This is a genomic window from Amycolatopsis sp. NPDC104819 (assembly GCF_055583145.1).
In genome coordinates this window covers 212,782-229,115 of the sequence record NZ_JBVJON010000006.1, presented here as the reverse complement: position 1 = coordinate 229,115, position 16,334 = coordinate 212,782, and the positions used below count along the sequence as shown (strand labels likewise).

General features: G+C 71.1%; 17 protein-coding genes. 8 read left to right on the top strand and 9 right to left on the bottom strand.

All coding sequences use genetic code 11. The features are described 5' to 3' along the window. The first annotated feature begins 1 nt into the window (after nt 1). Nucleotides 2-994: a gluconeogenesis factor YvcK family protein gene (locus ACZ63E_RS20460; protein ID WP_465337736.1), complete on the top strand. Its 993-nt coding sequence runs from the start codon at nt 2-4 to the stop codon at nt 992-994. After that, nucleotides 994-1,986: a DNA-binding protein WhiA gene (gene whiA, locus ACZ63E_RS20455; protein WP_395923744.1), complete on the top strand. Its 993-nt coding sequence runs from the start codon at nt 994-996 to the stop codon at nt 1,984-1,986. The genes ACZ63E_RS20460 and whiA overlap by 1 nt, the downstream gene beginning before the upstream one ends. Here whiA and ACZ63E_RS20450 read toward each other — a convergent pair. Both ACZ63E_RS20450 and ACZ63E_RS20445 read right to left on the bottom strand, forming a co-directional pair. Continuing rightward, complete coding sequence (locus ACZ63E_RS20450; protein ID WP_465337735.1) at nt 1,952-2,809, bottom strand: hypothetical protein; 858 nt, start codon at nt 2,807-2,809, stop codon at nt 1,952-1,954. The two genes, whiA and ACZ63E_RS20450, sit on opposite strands and share 35 nt — an antisense overlap. Then, nucleotides 2,806-3,216: a DUF6086 family protein gene (locus ACZ63E_RS20445; protein ID WP_465337734.1), complete on the bottom strand. Its 411-nt coding sequence runs from the start codon at nt 3,214-3,216 to the stop codon at nt 2,806-2,808. The genes ACZ63E_RS20450 and ACZ63E_RS20445 overlap by 4 nt, the downstream gene beginning before the upstream one ends. Nucleotides 3,217-3,373: 157 nt before the next feature. Here ACZ63E_RS20445 and ACZ63E_RS20440 point away from each other — a divergent pair, with 157 nt between their 5' ends. Continuing rightward, entirely contained in the window at nt 3,374-4,372 is a 999-nt protein-coding gene (locus ACZ63E_RS20440; RefSeq protein WP_465337732.1) for a glucosyl-3-phosphoglycerate synthase, read from the top strand. 4 nt (nt 4,373-4,376) lie between these two features. Here the strand turns inward: ACZ63E_RS20440 and ACZ63E_RS20435 are convergent, their stop codons facing one another. Both ACZ63E_RS20435 and ACZ63E_RS20430 read right to left on the bottom strand, forming a co-directional pair. After that, nucleotides 4,377-5,102: a hypothetical protein gene (locus tag ACZ63E_RS20435; RefSeq protein ID WP_465337731.1), complete on the bottom strand. Its 726-nt coding sequence runs from the start codon at nt 5,100-5,102 to the stop codon at nt 4,377-4,379. Between the two features lie 115 nt (nt 5,103-5,217). Further along, entirely contained in the window at nt 5,218-5,700 is a 483-nt protein-coding gene (locus tag ACZ63E_RS20430) for a glycine-rich domain-containing protein (RefSeq protein WP_465337729.1), read from the bottom strand. Nucleotides 5,701-5,807: 107 nt separating this feature from the next. On the opposite strand from ACZ63E_RS20430, the gene ACZ63E_RS20425 reads away from it, so the two are divergent. Further along, the gene (locus ACZ63E_RS20425) at nt 5,808-6,569 is read left to right on the top strand and encodes a GntR family transcriptional regulator (RefSeq protein WP_465337728.1); all 762 of its coding nucleotides are present in this window, start codon (nt 5,808-5,810) and stop codon (nt 6,567-6,569) included. Here ACZ63E_RS20425 and ACZ63E_RS20420 read toward each other — a convergent pair. Further along, on the bottom strand, nt 6,548-7,426 hold the full coding sequence (locus tag ACZ63E_RS20420) for a sterol desaturase family protein (protein ID WP_465337727.1): 879 nt from the start codon (nt 7,424-7,426) through the stop codon (nt 6,548-6,550). The two genes, ACZ63E_RS20425 and ACZ63E_RS20420, sit on opposite strands and share 22 nt — an antisense overlap. Before the next feature lie 70 nt (nt 7,427-7,496). Here ACZ63E_RS20420 and ACZ63E_RS20415 point away from each other — a divergent pair, with 70 nt between their 5' ends. Next, the gene (locus ACZ63E_RS20415; RefSeq protein WP_465311169.1) at nt 7,497-8,105 is read left to right on the top strand and encodes a TetR/AcrR family transcriptional regulator; all 609 of its coding nucleotides are present in this window, start codon (nt 7,497-7,499) and stop codon (nt 8,103-8,105) included. Between the two features lie 7 nt (nt 8,106-8,112). On the opposite strand, the gene ACZ63E_RS20410 is transcribed toward ACZ63E_RS20415, so the two are convergent. Then, on the bottom strand, nt 8,113-8,586 hold the full coding sequence (locus ACZ63E_RS20410; protein WP_465337726.1) for a hypothetical protein: 474 nt from the start codon (nt 8,584-8,586) through the stop codon (nt 8,113-8,115). A gap of 639 nt (nt 8,587-9,225) precedes the next feature. On the opposite strand from ACZ63E_RS20410, the gene ACZ63E_RS20405 reads away from it, so the two are divergent. Continuing rightward, nucleotides 9,226-9,594 carry a hypothetical protein gene (locus ACZ63E_RS20405; RefSeq protein WP_465337725.1) on the top strand — a complete coding sequence of 123 codons (369 nt, stop codon included), beginning with the start codon at nt 9,226-9,228 and terminating at the stop codon, nt 9,592-9,594. Between the two features lie 57 nt (nt 9,595-9,651). Here ACZ63E_RS20405 and ACZ63E_RS20400 read toward each other — a convergent pair whose 3' ends face one another. The 3 genes from ACZ63E_RS20400 to ACZ63E_RS20390 form a co-directional block, all read right to left on the bottom strand. Then, nucleotides 9,652-12,219: a PQQ-dependent sugar dehydrogenase gene (locus ACZ63E_RS20400; protein ID WP_465337723.1), complete on the bottom strand. Its 2,568-nt coding sequence runs from the start codon at nt 12,217-12,219 to the stop codon at nt 9,652-9,654. Between the two features lie 346 nt (nt 12,220-12,565). Next, entirely contained in the window at nt 12,566-13,510 is a 945-nt protein-coding gene (gene hemF / locus ACZ63E_RS20395) for an oxygen-dependent coproporphyrinogen oxidase (RefSeq protein WP_465337722.1), read from the bottom strand. 39 nt (nt 13,511-13,549) lie between these two features. After that, nucleotides 13,550-13,987, bottom strand: a complete 438-nt coding sequence (locus tag ACZ63E_RS20390; protein WP_465337721.1) for a PPOX class F420-dependent oxidoreductase — start codon at nt 13,985-13,987, stop codon at nt 13,550-13,552. Nucleotides 13,988-14,049: 62 nt separating this feature from the next. Here ACZ63E_RS20390 and ACZ63E_RS20385 point away from each other — a divergent pair, with 62 nt between their 5' ends. Both ACZ63E_RS20385 and ACZ63E_RS20380 read left to right on the top strand, forming a co-directional pair. Continuing rightward, nucleotides 14,050-15,525 (top strand): hypothetical protein, encoded by a 1,476-nt coding sequence (locus ACZ63E_RS20385; RefSeq protein ID WP_465311175.1) that lies wholly within the window; start codon nt 14,050-14,052, stop codon nt 15,523-15,525. Further along, nucleotides 15,525-16,325 (top strand): hypothetical protein, encoded by an 801-nt coding sequence (locus tag ACZ63E_RS20380; RefSeq protein ID WP_465311176.1) that lies wholly within the window; start codon nt 15,525-15,527, stop codon nt 16,323-16,325. The genes ACZ63E_RS20385 and ACZ63E_RS20380 overlap by 1 nt, the downstream gene beginning before the upstream one ends. Nucleotides 16,326-16,334: the final 9 nt, after the last annotated feature.

Here is a 16,334-nt window from a genome sequence, read left to right as displayed (position 1 = left end):
CGTGCGGGCGGTCGCCCTCGGGGGCGGCCACGGGCTGCACGCCACGTTGTCCGCGGTGCGGCGGGTGACCCCCGACGTCACCGCGATCGTGACCGTGGCCGACGACGGCGGGTCGTCCGGCCGGCTGCGGCGCGAGCTCGGGCTGCTGCCGCCGGGCGATCTCCGGCAGGCCTTCGCCGCCTTCGCGGCGGAGGACGGCGGCACGCTCTGGGCCGAGGTCTTCCAGCACCGCTTCGGTGGTGACGGCGCGCTGGCCGGCCACGCGGTGGGGAACCTGCTGCTGGCCGGGCTCTTCGAGGTGCTCGGCGACCCGGTGGCGGCGCTCGACGAAGCGTGCCGCCTGATGGGCGTCTCGGGCCGCGTGCTGCCGATGTCGCCGGAGCCGCTGGAGATCGAAGGCCAGGTCAGCGGTCTGGACAGCGAAAACCCGGAGGCGCTGCGCACGATCCGCGGGCAGGTCGCGGTGGCGTCGACGCCGGGGCAGGTGCAGCGCGTCAGCCTGCGGTCGCCGGGCGGCTCGGGGCGGCCGCCGCTGGCGTGTGAGGAAGCGGTCGAGGCGGTGCTCGGCGCCGACGTCGTTTTCCTCGGTCCGGGCTCGTGGTTCACGAGCGTTTTACCTCACCTGCTGGTGCCCGGCCTGCACGACGCGCTCGTGAAGACCACCGCGACGAAGGTGCTCGTGCTCAACCTTGTCCCCCAGCCGGGGGAAACCGCGGGATTCTCGCCGGAGCGGCACCTGGACGTACTCTTCGAGCACGCGCCCGATCTTCGGGTCGACGCGGTGATCGCGGACCGCGATTCCGTGCCCGACCCGGCGAATCTCCGGCGCGCGGCGGAACGGCTCGGCGGGCGCGCGCACCTGGGGGCGGTGGGCGACCCGGAAGTGGCGGGACGGCATGATCCTGATGCGCTCGCGCGATGCATGCGGGAGGCTCTCGGTCTCGGCAGGGACGGGGAGCACGGGGGAGGAGCGAAAGGCAGGGAGGGGCAGTAATGGCGATGACCGCCGCGGTGAAGGACGAACTGAGCCGGCTGGAGATCACGAAGATCGGGCCGCGCCGGGCGGAGGTCGCGTCGCTGCTTCGCTTCGCCGGCGGGCTGCACATCGTGGCCGGCCGGGTGGTCGTGGAAGCGGAGCTGGACACGGGCTCGGTCGCCCGGCGGCTGCGCAAGGAGATCCACGAGCTGTACGGCCACCACTCGGACGTCCACGTCATCACCGCCAGCGGCGGCCTGCGCAAGGGCACGCGCTACGTCGTGCGCGTGGTGAAGGACGGTGAGGGCCTGGCCCGCCAGACCGGGCTGATCGACCAGCGCGGCCGCCCGGTGCGCGGGCTGCCCGCGGCCGTGGTGTCCGGCGGCGTGGCCGACGCCGAAGCGGCGTGGCGGGGCGCGTTCCTCGCCCACGGCTCCCTGACGGAACCGGGCCGTTCGTCGTCGCTCGAGGTGACGTGCCCCGGTCCGGAGGCGGCGCTGGCGCTCGTCGGCGCGGCGCGCCGGATGGGCATCCAGGCGAAGTCCCGCGAGGTCCGGGGCGCCGACCGCGTGGTGGTCCGCGACGGCGACGCGATCGGCGCGCTGCTGACCCGCCTGGGCGCGCACACGAGCGTGCTGCAGTGGGAAGAACGGCGCATGCGCCGCGAGGTCCGCGCGACGGCGAACCGCCTGGCCAACTTCGACGACGCGAACCTGCGCCGCTCGGCCCGCGCGGCGGTCGCGGCGGCGGCCCGCGTGGAGCGCGCGCTGGAGATCCTCGGCGACACAGCCCCGGACCACCTCCTGGCGGCGGGCAAGCTCCGGCTGTCGAACCGGCAGGCGTCGCTGGAGGAGCTGGGTCAGCTGTCGGACCCGCAGATGACGAAGGACGCGGTGGCCGGGCGCATCCGCCGCCTGCTGGCGATGGCGGACAAGCGGGCCAAGGACCTGAGCATCCCGGACACCGAGTCCGCGGTCACGCCGGAGATGCTCGAAGAAGAAGACGCCTGACGAGGTCCCGCAGCCACGGCTCGGTGATGGCGGGCTCGCGCTGCAGAGTGTGGGCGAGCCGTTCCCGGACCGCGGGAGTGCGTCCGGCTTCGACAACCGCCACGGCTTCGGCCAGCGCGCGGCGGGTCCGGTCGTCCCGGGCCGGTTCGCGGACGTCCGGCGCGGCCCACAGCTCCCGGCCGAACGAGCGCGTCAGTTTCCGCTGGCGGTCGGCGAGGTAGCTGAACAACGCGGACTCGACGGAGACGTTCCGGATCGTCAGCTCGCGCGCCCAGTCCACGTGCTGGTGCCAGCGGTGGGTGTTCGGGCTGGTGTGGGTGCGCCGCGTCAGGCCGACGATCCGGATCCGGCGGAGGACGGCCGGCCAGTCCGCGCGGTCGTCCTCGGCCCAGTCCCGCAGGATGTCCAGCAGCTGCTTCAGCGTCCGGCCGGTCGACACGACGTCGGCGAAGACGATCGGCCTTGCTCCGCGGGCGAGGAGCGCGGGACTCAGCCCGTGCGCGGCCAGGTTGGCGCGCAGCTGCGCCACTTCGGCCGGGTGGAGGCGGCCGAAGAACCAGCTGTCGATCGACGCCGTCGACAGCGGCAGCAGGTGGAGCCGCGCCGGGTCGAGCAGGGCGCCGCCGAGCAGGTCGAACACCGAGTCCGCGGACCGGCCGAGGAAGTACAGCTCGCCGTCGTCGGAGCGGGCGAGGACCTTGGCGGCGCAGTCGACGAGGTCCTCGAGGAACCACAGGTCCGGTTCGGGGAGGCCGTCGAGCAGGGTGCCGAGGTGGTCGGGGCGCACGAGGTCCCAGCGGAAGGGCCGGTTCGCTTCGATCACACCGGCATCGCGCGTTCGTGCTCGGCCATCAGCTCGGCGAGCCGGTCCGGCCCGGCGGCCCCGCCACCCGGGATGTCCCGCGTCGAGGTCCCGGCCGGGCCGTCGAGCGCGGGCAGGGGGAGCGCGCCGCGCCGGGCCAGGACGGCCGCCGTCGCCACGAAGCCCTCCAGCAGCGTCCGCTGGATCGGGTGTGCCGTCGCGCGGTACTCGGCGACCAGGGTGTCGGCGAACTTCGCGAAGGTCGCGCCGTCGATCGGGTGGTCGTCGGGATCACCCGGGGTCACGCCGATCCCGGAGGGCCGGCCCGCGAGCGGGACCAGCGCCTCGGCGAGGTGCGCGAACAGGGTGCCGGGCCCGTTCGAGGGGTTCCAGACGGCTCGGCCGTCGATGCTGAAGTACTGGCTCATCACCGGCGAGCCTACGGACCGCCGCCACCCGGTTTTGGCGCGTCGCGTTAACGGGACCCGCCACTTCGTAACACCCCGGTAGCACCACGGCGCGATCGCCGAAACGCGGGACCTCGAACCTCGGGGAGGGATAGGCCGAACGAGGGAAGGGGAAAACATGCGCGACGCACGGCTGCACGTGACTCCGGAGGTCGGCACCTGGCTCGCCCGTCGGAGCAGCAAGGTCGGCGACCGGACGATCGACGAGCTGGTCGCGGCCAAGCGCGGCACCACCGTCTCCGTGGTCATCCCGGCCCGGAACGAGGAAGCCACCGTCGGCGCGATCGTCACGGCGATCCGCGAGGAGCTCCAGGGGGTGCTCGTCGACGAGATCCTCGTCGTCGACAGCCATTCCACGGACGCGACGGCCTCGGTGGCCGCGGCGGCGGGCGCGGCGGTCGTCGCGCAGGACGCCGTCTTCCCGGCGCTCGACGGCCTGCAGGGCAAGGGCGAAGCGCTGTGGAAGGGTGTTGCGGCGACGACGGGCGACCTGGTCGTCTTCGTCGACGGCGACCTCTACGACTTCACGACGGACTACGTCACGGGTCTGCTGGGCCCGCTGCTGACCGACCCGTCGGTGGCCTACGTCAAGGGGTTCTACCACCGCCCGCTCAAGGGCGAGGCCGACGGCGGCGGCCGGGTCACCGAGCTCGTCGCGCGGCCGCTGCTGAACATGTTCTGGCCGGAGCTGGCCGGCTTCGTCCAGCCCCTGGCCGGCGAGTACGCGGGACGGCGCGAGGTGCTGGAAAGCATCCCGTTCGTGGTGAACTACGGCGTCGAGATCGGGCACCTCATCGACCTGGCGGAGCTGCGCGGCCTCGACGCGCTGGCCCAGGTCGACCTCGGCCACCGCGTCCACCGCCACCAGAGCACGCAGGCCCTGGGCCGCATGTCGGGCCAGATCATGCAGACGCTGTTCGACCGCCTGGAGCGCTACGACCGCCTGGTGACAGCGGTCCCCCCGGCGACGATCCTCGCCCAGTTCCAGCGGGGGACGTCAGCGGACGGCTTCGAGCGTGAGCTGGTGCTGACGGACGTGACGTCCCGCCAGCGGCCGCCCCTTAACAGCTTGCCGGCGGTGATCCGGCCGGAGAACGCCCTGCAGGAGACGGCGTAGCCGCTCAGCCGAGCCGCCAGCGCGCGTAGTCACGAGCGGTCCGGGCCAGGGAGGCGGCTGCCTTGGCGGTCCACAGCCCCGCAACGTAGGCGGCGAAGGCTGTCACCGCTTCCCGGGGCGCCGAAGCCCAGCAGGTGTTCGCCCGCGCCCAGGCCTCGGCGTCCGCGGGCCGATGGCCTGCGTCGACGAGCCGGATGACGAGGAAAGCGGGGTCGACCCACGGCGCCCCGGAAGCGGGCCAGCCCCAGTCGACAACGTGCACGTCGCCGTCTTCGCCGAGCAGGAACTGGTCGCCGTGCAGATCGGTGTGGAGGAGCCGGCCTCCGGCGACGAGGTCCGGAGCCTTCTCCTCCCACGCGGCGAGCTGCAGTACGTCCAGCTCACCGGACAGCTCCGGCCGCGCGGCGGCGAGGCGGGGCCACCAAGGGGATTTCCATCGATCGGTGAGCGACCGCACGTGCGGTGCGTCGATCGCGCCGATCCGGTTCACGGCATCCGCGACGGCGCGAAGATCCGGTGAGCCCGGCCCGAGGGCGGCCGACCGCCCGGCGAGATGGGTGAAGCCGACGACGAGCCATTCGCCGACATCCTGGTGGAACAGAACATCCGGCCCGAGCCCGCCCACGAGCGGCGCGGTCTCGACTTCGTTGCGCAGCCACCGCATCGTCGGCGACACGCCTCGGACGCCCTTGAGGAACACCGCCGGCAGCGCGTCACGGACGAGTGTCATCGCGACGCTCGAACTCTGTGCCGCGGCAGCGGGAACGGTCTCCCTGATCGGTCCGAGGTGGCGATGCACCACTTCGCGCACTTCGCCCGGCAGCTCGCTCCAGTGGTACAGGACGTCACCTTCCGTTCGTGTCGGTGTTTTCGTTGCCATCCTTGCCGGACGCGCGACACCCGTCGTCCCCGCTGGTGCAGTTCGCCGCGCGGAGCGACCACAGGTCCGGATCCACGGGGAAGCCGGCCGACGCGATCGCGGAAACGGCCCGCGTCAGCTCAGTGTGCCGGTCCACAATCGACATGCCGGGTTCGGCTCGCTCCGGCACGTGATGGATGTAGCCGCCCGCCACCCGATGGCAGAACTCGGCGTAGTCCCTGGTGTGCAGGAGGAAGGTGTGCCATCCGATGTCCACGAGCGGAGACGGGGTCAGCCCGCAACCTCGGTCGGCGGCGCACGCGCACAGGAAAGCCAGCGCCTGCTCCATGATCCGCTCCGCGAGCCCCCGAGGCACGTCTTCGGTGACGGTGATCCGGTCCGCGAGACGGTCGAACAGCTCTTCCGAGACGAGAGACCGGGCGGCGACGGTTTCGGTGACGACGGTCATGACTTCTCCTGTCGGCCTTCGCGAACTGGTAAAGACGTCAATACCAGTACGATGACAGGCGGACCGCCAACTGGTCAAGACGAGTTACCCAGTGGAAGGATGGTCACATGGTCGATCGCCGAAGTGGGGTTCCTGCCTTCCGGCAGGTCGCAGCAGACCTGCGCGACAAGATCACCTCGGGTCGCCTGGTGCCCGGCGAACAACTTCCCAGTGAACGCGACCTGGTCGACCAGTACGGCGTTTCGCGGCCGACGGTTCGCGATGCGGTGAACCTGCTCCGGTCCGAGGGGCTGGTGACCTCGGAGCACGGGCGTGGCGTGTTCGTGCGCCCGCCGGCAAGCATTCAGCGGCTCGCGCGGAGCCGCCTTTCGCGAGAAGCGCGTGAACGCAACCGTGGCGCGTTCCTCGCGGACGCCGCGGCACGCGGGTTCACGCCGTCGACATCGGTCAAGATCTCCTTCGAGGGGGCCGATGAGCGGGTGGCCGGCCACCTGGCGGTCGACGCCGGCGCCGAGGTCACCGTGAGGGACCGGGTGATGCGCGCCGACGGGCTCGTGGTCCAGCTCGCGGTGTCGCGGCTTCCTCGGGAGCTCACCCGCGACACCGCGATCGAGCAGGTCGACACCGGACCAGGCGGCACCTATGCCCGGTTGGAAGAAGCCGGGCATGGGTTGGCGTCCTTCGTGGAACACGTCGGCGCCCGGATGCCGACGCCGGACGAAGCTTCCCTGCTCCAGCTCGCCGAGGGCGTGCCGGTCGTGACCGTGACGCGTGTGGCCTTTCGTGAGGACGGCACGCCGGTCGAGATGAACGACATGGTCCTCGCGGCGGACCGCTACCAGCTGTCCTACGAGTGGGCGGCCGACTGAAGCCGGTCGACGGCGGGCCGCCACCCCGGCGGCCCGAGCACGTACCCGGCCCGCTCCTGCCACGTCCGGGCCCCGCGCAGGTCGCGCAGGATCGACCCGTACTCGTGGAAGCCGACCTTCAGCAGGTTGTACGTGGTGATGTTCTTCGTCAGCCCGTACGTCGGCCGCCTGCCCTCCGGGACGAAGCTGCCGAACAGCCGGTCCCAGATGATCAGGATGCCGCCGTAGTTGGCATCAAGGTATTCGGCGTCGCTGCCGTGGTGGACGCGGTGGTGGGACGGGGTGTTGAAGACGTACTCGAACCAGCGCGGCAGCTTGCCGACCTTCTCCGTGTGCACGAAGAACTGGTAGACCAGGTCGATCGACAGCCCGGTCAGGATCATCCACGGCGGGATCCCGCACAGCGCCAGCACCGACCAGAACGGCAGCTGGAAGTACGGCGTCCACTTCTGGCGCAGCGCCGTCGAGAAGTTGTAGTGCTCGCTCGAGTGGTGCACCTGGTGCCCGGCCCACAGCAGCCGCACGCGGTGGCTCGCCCGGTGGTAGGCGTAGAAGACGAGCTCCTGGCCGAGCAGCATGAGCACCCACGTCCACCAGTCGCGCGGATCCAGCCGGACCGGGGCCAGCTCGAACAGCGCCGCGAAGACGAAGAGCATCACCAGCCGGAACAGCGCGTTGACGCCGACCGCGACCGTGCCCATCAGCATGCTCGTGCGGGTGTCCGCGGGGCTGTAGCCGATGACGTTGTCGTCGTGGCCGAGCACGTGCACCGCGACGATCTCGATCACCACGAACAGCAGGAACACCGGCACCGCGAACAGCACGGGGTCGCGCAGGTGTGCCAGGAACTCGGCCACGTCGCCTCCTCGGATCTGACCTGACGGTAACTTACCCTAGAGTCACTTTACGCACGGTAGGCTCTCGGGCGTGACGGAGTCAAGGGCGGTCGGGACCAAGGGCATGCCGCGCGAAGAGCGCGAGGCCCAGCTCGTCGTGGCCGGCACCGAGGAGTTCGGCCGGGCGGGCTACGCGGGTGCGTCCATGGTCGAGATCGCGCGCCGGGTCGGGGTCACGAAGCCGTTGTTGTACCAGTACTTCGGCTCGAAGGACGGCCTGTACCTCGCCTGCCTGCACCGCGCGGGCGACCGGCTGACCGAAGGTGTCGCGACGACCATGGCGGCGGGCGGCGAGCCTGACCAGATGCCGCTGAAGGTGCTTTCGGCGATCTTCACGACGTTCGACCACGACCGGTACGCCTGGCGCCTCCTGCGCGACGAGACGGTGCCGGGCAGCGGCGACATCGCCGCCGCGGCGGCGGACTACCGGCGTCGCCTGGACGCGTTCGCCGTGCTCGGCGCGACGCAGCTGATGACCTCGCGCGGCCTGGCCGACCCGGTGGACATCGAGGCGATCGCGCAGGTCTGGACCGGGGTGGTCGACTCGCTGATCAGCTGGTGGATCGACCGCCCGGACGAGGACGCGGACGCGATGTCGGCCCGCTGCGCGCGCATCATGGCCGGCCTTTTCGGCTGGTGAGCACGTGTCAGCCCGTTGACGGCAGCTTCCGCGCGAAGTCGTGCCAGTACGCGGCAACCTCGCTGCTCTGCCGGACGACGACGTCGGGCGCCGGCGGCGAAGGCCAGAACTGCAGCAGGTACGTATCCCGTTGGGGTTCGCCGTCGACGCGGGTGTCCAGCTCACGGCCGGCGTCCATCCCGGTGGCGCTGTAGCGGACGCGGTGGTCGCCCGGCGTCAGCCCGAGGTCCCATGAATCTCCGCCGCCCCAGGTCACGATCATCGCGCGCCCCTCCGTCCGGAACGACACCTCGACGACGTCCTCCGCGCCGCTGTCGGGCGGCTCGCTCTCGTGCACCTCCGCGGTGAACCCGACGTCGCCGGTGTCCAGCCCGGTGAGCAGGAAGAGCGTCCCCGGCATGGCGGCGCCGCACAGCCCGTTGCGCTGGCCGTAAATCTGTCCATAGTGGACATGAACGTCGCCTTGGACCACGGTTCGCATGGCCGCCATCCTGGCACGGAAGAAGTTCGGTGAAACGTGACGGCTGGTTCCTCGTCGTCTTGGGTTTCTTGGCCGCCCTCTGGTTGACTCGTCGGGGGACGCGCCGGCGGATGCGCCTCCGGCCCGAGTGCCGATCGGGAATGCGCGCTGCACTGATTTCCTGCGTGGCGGCGAGGATTTCGGTTTCCTGCCGGCGATTCTCACCGGGGTCGCGCTGGGCGCAGCCGTGGTCGCCCTGCAGAAGGTCATCGAATCCGTGCGCTGGCAACTCGGATTTGTCACGCTTTCCGTAGCGTGGCTCGCCTCGTTCGGCTTCGTGTGGAGAAAGCTGAGGGCGAGGGGTCGTCGCGGGGGACGCCGACGAAAGGCTTGCCCGCTATGTTCGTTCTCCGGTGCCCGACATGATCATGGCCTCCGGAACCTGCGTCGCCGCCGGCCTGTACGTCTTCCTGTGGCCCCGGCCGACCGAGGTGAGCACCTTGGTGGCAGCGTGCACGGCTTTGCTGAGCTGCGTTGGCGGGGTCGTGCAGCAGTTCAGGACACGGAGAGTGCTCCTCGGTGATTTCCTCCTCGAATGGCGTAGCGAAACGGGTCCCGCTCGCGACTAAGAAGGGTAGCTGTCCCGTCGAGAGGTGTCGTATGTCCGAATTACCCGAAACCGCCCTGCTCGCGCAGCGGTTCACGGACGATCTCCTCGACGGCTGCCGGGTGCTGGCCAGGGACTACGGTTACCGGCCGGCCCAGTTCGAGCGCATGGTGCGGGAGCACGGCGGGGTCGAGGCGGCCCGGATGCTGCTGCGCGGGGCGGGCACCGCGGGCGGGTTCACCGTCCTCTGGGAGAAGAACCAGCTCGGCCTCAGCTCCGAGGCGACGATGCTCCGGCCGGGCTACGCGGACCTGTTCACCTCCGACGAGCTGCTGCTCGCCCGGCGGCGGCTGGAGGAGCACGGCTTCGACGTCGACGCCCATCTCCGCAGGGTTGCCGGCGAGGCGGACCAGGTCGTCTGAAGGGTAAGGGCGGCAGGGGGTGACCGGCGCCGCTCCGGTCACCCCCTGCCGCGGTTTCTAGGCCGCCGCGCTGGACTTTCCGCGCAGCTGCACGTTCGCCGTCGACGCGCCCTTGATCGCGGTTTCGATCTGGGCCATCGTCGAAGACGAGCTCAGGCCGGGGACCGTCGCGGTGTTGAGGGCGTAGAGGATGAACGTGTACGGGTGGCTGGACCCGCCCGGGCAGGGGCCGAAGTACTTCTGCGCGTTCGCCCCGCTGCCCATGGCCTTCTGCTTCGCGCCACCCTGGTTCGGCACGGTGTACCCGGCGCCGAGGCCTTCCGGCAGCGAGCGGGCCGCCGCCGGGACGTCCCAGATCGCCCAGTGCAGCTTGGTGCCGCTGTTCGCGGTGTCGGCGAACACGACGGCGTAGCCCTTCGCGCCGGTGGACGCGCCCCACGCGAGCGGCGGTGACGGGTCCTGGCCCGCCGTGCCGTCGCCGGCGCAGGTGTACTTGTCCGGGATCGTCGTATTGTCGCCGAAGGCGGAGCTGGTCAGCTTGAAGTCACCGGGGGTCGAGCCACCGGGGAACTTCAGCCGCACGATGACGTTGTCGATGCCGCTCGGCGAGCCGCCGTTCTTGTCGTCGTTGGTCGAGGTCAGCCACAGCCCGCCGTCCGGGGTCTTCGTCACCGAGCGCAGGCGGCCCCACCGGCCGGAGAACAACGTCGACACCGTGCCGACCCCTGTGCCCGCCGCGTTGATCTGGGTGGCGAACATCTGCTCACCGGTGACACCGGCGATGTAGATCCAGTCGTTGACGATCTCGATGCCGGACGGCCCGGCCTGCGACGTCGACCAGGTCTTCTTCGGGGCGATGAAGCCGCTGCAGCTGCCCTGCGTGCCTTCGCAGCTCGGCCAGCCGAAGTTGCCGCCCTTCTGGATCAGGTTGAGCTCGTCCTGGCTGCTCTCGCCGAACTCCGCCGCCCACAGCTGGCCGCGGGAGTCCCAGGTGAGGCCCTGCGGGTTGCGGTGGCCGTAGCTGTAGACGTACCGGGCGTTGCCGCCGGTGGCGTAGAACGGGTTGTCGGCCGGGGCCGAGCCGTCGGCGTTGAGCCGCAGGATCTTCCCGTTGAGCGAGCTCTTGTTCTGCGCGTTGTCGCTGTTCTTCGCGTCGCCGACGGTGGCGTAGAGCTTGCCGTCCGGGCCGAACTTGATGCGGCCGCCGTTGTGGTAGCGGTTCTTCGCGATCCCGGTCAGCACCGGCGTCGACGTCGAGGACAGTGTGGTGCCGTCGTAGGTCATCTTCACGATCCGGTTGTCGCCGGATGCCGTGTGGTACAGGTAGATCGTGTGGTCGCTCGACCAGTTCGGCGAGATCGCCAGGCCGAGCAGGCCGCCTTCGCCGTTCGTGCCGACCGCGCCCGGGACCTTGCCCAGCGTGGTCTTCTGGCCGGACGGCGTCACCAGCAGGACCTCGAAGCGGTCCCGCTCGGTCACCAGCGCGTTGCCGTTCGGCAGGAAGTCCACCGACCAGCCGAGGTCGACCTTCGTGATGTCCTTGTCGTACTCCGGGATGCCCCCGGCGCCGCCCGGAGCGCTGGTCTTCGCGGTCACCGCGTTGCTGGCGGCCGAGCTGTTGCCGTCGGGGTCGCGCGCCTTCACCGTGAAGGTGTACGAGGTGTTCGGGTTCAGGTTCGTGACGGTCGTGCCGAGTGACGTCGTGGTCGCGACCTTCGTGGCGCCCTGGAAGACGTCGTAGCCCGCGACCGTGCCGCCGTTGTCCGTGGAAGCGTTCCACGCCAGCGAAACGCTGTTCGCGGTGACGCCGGTGGAGCGCAGGTTGCCCGGCACGGTCGGCGGGGTCGTGTCGTCGCTCGGCGGCGTGGTGAAGGTGACCACGTTGCTCTGCTGCGACGGGTTGCCCGCGGCGTCGAACGCGCCGACGGAGATGTCATAGGCGGTGTTCGGGGTCAGGTTGGTGACCGTCGCCGACGTCGTGGTCCCGTCGACGGTCTTGAGGATGTTGCCACCGCGGTTGATCTCGTACCGCACCACGCCGACGTTGTCGGTCGCGGCGGTCCAGGAGAACGTCGCGGCGGTGGGCAGGATGTTGCTCGCGACCAGGTTCGACGGCGGTGTGGGCGGCTCGCCGTCGGCCGGCGCGGTGAAGGTGTCGGTGAGCTTGTCCGCGTTCGGGCCGCCGTTGGCGGTGGTCGCCGTGGTGCGGATCTTGTTGACACCGGCGGTCAGCTGCACGCTCGCGGTGACGGTCTTCCACGTCGTCCACGCGCCGGTGCCGGGGAAGTCGACGGTGCCCTTGTCCCCGCCGTCGACGACCAGCTTCACCGGCCGGTTGTCGGCGGTTCCGTTGGCGTAGCGGAAGGTCAGCGTGTGCGTGCCCGCCTGCGCGGCGTTCACGGAGTATTCGACGTAACTGCCGACGACGTTGTCGAAGTTGACGAACCCGGTGCCGGAGTACCCGGCGTGGTTCGACTCGACGACGCCTTGCGACACGACGGCGTTCTCGGACTCGTAGTCCGTTGCCGCGGCGGCGAAAGCGCTTACCGGGGAGAGCACGGTCAAGCCGAGCGCCGCGACGGCGGTGCCGGCCAGGACCACGCGCCACGGTGGACGGGGTGCCACTGGGAGCCTCCTGCGTGGGTCGGGGGACAGGGGGTGACCGGGGCGGAATGGTCGGCGGACCACCGGAACGGGGGTGAAATAGTTAGGAAACTTTCCTATCTATGGGACAGATCTCACACCCTCCGAGCGGGTCGTGTCAATACTCGACGCACGCGCTCACCCTTGGTGAAGAAGGGTTTCCCGCTGAGCGGGGCGGATGCGCCCGGACGGCGGAGTGCGGACCCGGTTTCCGGCGCGGCGGCTCGGCCCGTCCCGAGCGCCCCAATGTGGCCTTCGGTGCGTCACACGCACCGAAGGCCACATTGGGTGCGTGTGACGCAACCAAGGCCGCCTTGGGGCGCTTGCGTCAGCCCGCCAGCGGGGAGCCGGACACGGCCGCTTCGCCCGCCCAGTCCCGCGGCACGAGGAACGACGTCAGCTCCGCCTCCGGGCTCCCCGGCTCCGGCGTGAACTCGAACTCCCACCGCGCCAGCGGCGGCAGCGCCATCAGGATGGCCTCGACGTAACCGCCGGTCTGCAGGCCGAACCGTGTGCCGCGGTCGTGGACGAGAGTGAACTCGACGTACCGGCCGCGGCGGTAGAGCTGCCACTGGCGCTCGCGCTCGCCGTGCGGAAGCTCGTGGCGGCGGCGGACCAGCGGGAGGTACGCGGGCGCGATCGTGGCGATGCCCGCCGCGGTGAACGCGGCCACGCGCCGCCAGCCGTCCGGGCCCGGGAGGTGCAGGTGGTCGAAGAAGATGCCGCCGATGCCGCGGGTCTCGCCGCGGTGGGGCAGCCGGAAGTAGTCGTCGCAGGCGCGCTTCGCCTGCGCGTGGAACGCCGGGTCGAACGTGTCGCAGTAGTTCTTGAGCACCCGGTGGAAGTGCGCCGCGTCCTCGGCGAAGCCGTAACACGGCGTCAGGTCCGCGCCGCCGCCGAACCACCACGTGCCGCCCGACTCGAAGTACCGGAAGTTCGCGTGGAACGCCGGGACGTACGGGTTGCGCGGGTGGATCACCACCGACAGCCCGGTCGCGAAGAACCCGCCGTCCGGGTCGAGGCCGTGCTGCGCCGCGACCGCCTCGGGCAGGGTTTCGCCGTGCACGGCCGAATAGTTGACGCCGGCGCGCTCGAAGACGTCGCCGTTCTCCAGCAGCCGCGCCTGACCGCCTCCGCCTTCGGGCCGCTGCCACGTGGACCGCCCGAAGCGGCCCCCGCCATCGAGGCGTTCCAGTTCCGCGACCAGCTCGCGCTGGCCCGAGCTCATCATCGCCTTGACGGCGTCACGTCTGCTGTCCGCACCCGAAAGCATGGCCCCCACCCCCGGCGGCAGGTTACCAGCGAACGCAGGTCAGCCGGCGATTTCCGCGCGTGCGACGACCTTGGTGATCTTCGCCCGGACGAGTGCCTCTTCGGGCACGGCGTTGCGCTTGCCGTACTCCTCGGCGCGCTCGGCGCCCATGTACCGGCCGCCGAGGCGGGTCGCCCACGCCAGCGTCTCGTCGTGGTCGTGGGTCAGCCGCGCTTCGGCGGTGAACTGGACGTAGGAGTACGGCGGCCGCTGGTCGTCGACGACGAGCGAGATCCGCGGGTCGCGGGTGATCGCCTTGCCCTTGATGGTCTCGGTGCCGGTGTTGAAGATCAGCTCGTCGCCGTCGGGGCCCTCGTTCAGCAGGAACCAGATCGGCGCGACGATCGCGGCGCCGTTGGCCCGGACGACGGCGAGCTTGCCGGTCCGGGTGCCTTCCGAAGCGAACTTCCACCACTCTTCGCGGGTCATCTCACGCATGTGAGCGACGTTAGCCCGTCACCCGCGCGTGCGCAGAGGGTGGCCGACTAGCCTGGCCTGCTGTGCGAGACGACGAGACCGGCGGCCCGGGCCTGGCCGACGAGGGGCTGACGCGCCGCCTCAAGGCGCTGGCCTGCACCGCGCCGCTGCACGACCTGGACGCGCGCAAGGCCCTGCTCGACTGGGCCGACGCCACGATCTACCAGATGGCCGAGATCGCGCTGCACACGATCGACCAGGTCACCATCGCGATGGACTTCGACACCGGCGCCGGCCACGACGAGGTCATCGACCGGCTGCTGCCGTTCATCGCCGCCCAGGCGCCGTCGCGGATGCCCGAAGAGCACGTCCGCGTGGCCAAGTGGGTGCTGGACAACCTGATCAACGTCGGCACCACCGACCGCGGCTTCCGGCGCGTCTACGGCTCGATGGGCCCGGGCGGCTACCAGCGCCGCCAGTTCGACTTCAAGCTGCTGGTCGAGCTGGCCGCCCCGGACGGCGAGGTCTACCTGCGCGCCACCGACGAGGCGATCAACGTGCTGGTCGGCGCGCTCGACACCGACGTCGAGTCGGCGCAGATCGCCGCCGAGGTCAAGCTCGAGAACCTGATCAACCGCGGCCGCCTGGCCGACGCGAAGCTGGCCGCCGAGCAGGCCCGCTACCGGACCGTCCAGTACGGCGAGGTGCTGCGCGCGAAGCTCGACGCGACCCGCCGCGACGTCCGGTCGGTCGACTGGGAGCGCGAGGTCCCGGAGCTGCTCGACAGCGCGCTGAGCCACATCGAGGCCCGCTTCCGCGCCGAGAACGCCATCCTCAAGAACATCACCACCGCCCGCGACGAGACCGAGGACCTCGACCGCAAGCGCCGCGCCGCCGAGCTCGTCGACATCGTCGGCGACTGCATCCGCCGGCACACACGCCTGCAGTCCCGGCTGGCCGACGCGGGTGCGGTCTTCCGCGCCGAGCAGGACCGCCAGCAGTTCTCCGGACCACCCCAACGGGCGACCCTCGACCTGTTCGGCCAGCTCCTCGTGCCGACGCTCGGCCTGCCGCTGGCCGACGCCGTCGCCCCGGCCGAGCACTTCTTCCACGCCGCGGCGGGCATCACGGCGCCCGTCGTGCCGTCGCTGTCGAGCCTGGTCTCGCTGCTGCTGCGGCCCGCGCCCGAGCGTGACCAGCTCGTCGGCGAGATCCCGGAGCCCGAGCTGATGCCCGCCGAGGTCACCGACAAGTTCGGCGACGACGTCTGGCGCGCGGCCGACGAGCTGCTCGACCTGCCGGAGGTGCCGCGCCGGCTGTCCGGCCTCATCGAAGAGGCCCGCCGCAGCCGCCAGCCCGGCCTCGCCGCCCTGGTCGCGCTGCGCGCCGTCCACGCCTACAGTCCCGGGATCGGCGCCGCCCGGCGCCAGGGGGACCGCTCGGTGCTGCTCGCCGTCGACGACGGCGTCCTCCTGGACGACCCGGAGTTCGGTGGCGCCGACCTGCTGCTGTCCACCGCCGCCGTAGAGCGGGCCGACGAAGAAGAGGAAGTCGCGTAATGGCGCTGTCCCACAGCAGCGTGGACGCCGAGGCCGCAGCCCGGCTGGTCGCCTTCGGCATGCGGCCGAAGCAGCTGCCCGCGCGTGACGTCGTCTACGGCGACCTCGTGCGCCGCTACGGCGAGGACAACGCGTTCAAGGCGCTCACCCACGCCGTCGCGGCGGGCCTCGGGCTGATGGTGCTGGAGGTCAATCAGCAGGCCGGCGCGGTGCTCGCGGCCACCGACGAGTCCGTCTTCGAGATCAAGATGGACTCCTACGCCCGGCAGGCCAAGATCCGCGAGCGCCGCGAGACGGAGAAGGTCCTGCACGGCCTCATCCACCTCGCCACCGCCGCGCTCGGCTACCCGCGCCCCGACGACCTCGCCAACGACACCTACATCGGCCGCGTCAGCGTCGAGCAGGTCGACGCGATGGTCCGCGAGGCCGCCCGCATGCTCGACGAACGCGCCGCGGCGGCCGAGGCCAACAACGACCCGCTGGCCGACGCGCCCGAGCTCGAACAGGCCTGGCGCGCCTACGCCCGCCGTCCCGCGGCCGCGGCGACGAAGGACGGCCGCCTGGCCGCCGACACCACCCGCGGCATGGTCAGCCGCGCCCTGCGCTTCCTCGCCGACCAGGGCTTCCTGGTCCCGGTGAGCGACGAGCAGGGCGGCACCTACCGCACCACACCGCGCTACCAGATCCAGGTCCGCGAACTCGCCGCCGACGCCGCCTTCGACGACCTGCTCGCGCTGGACGTCGTGGCCGTCGCGAACGCCGGGGGCACGTTGCGCGCCACGGCGTCGGACACGCTGTAGAGGGGAATC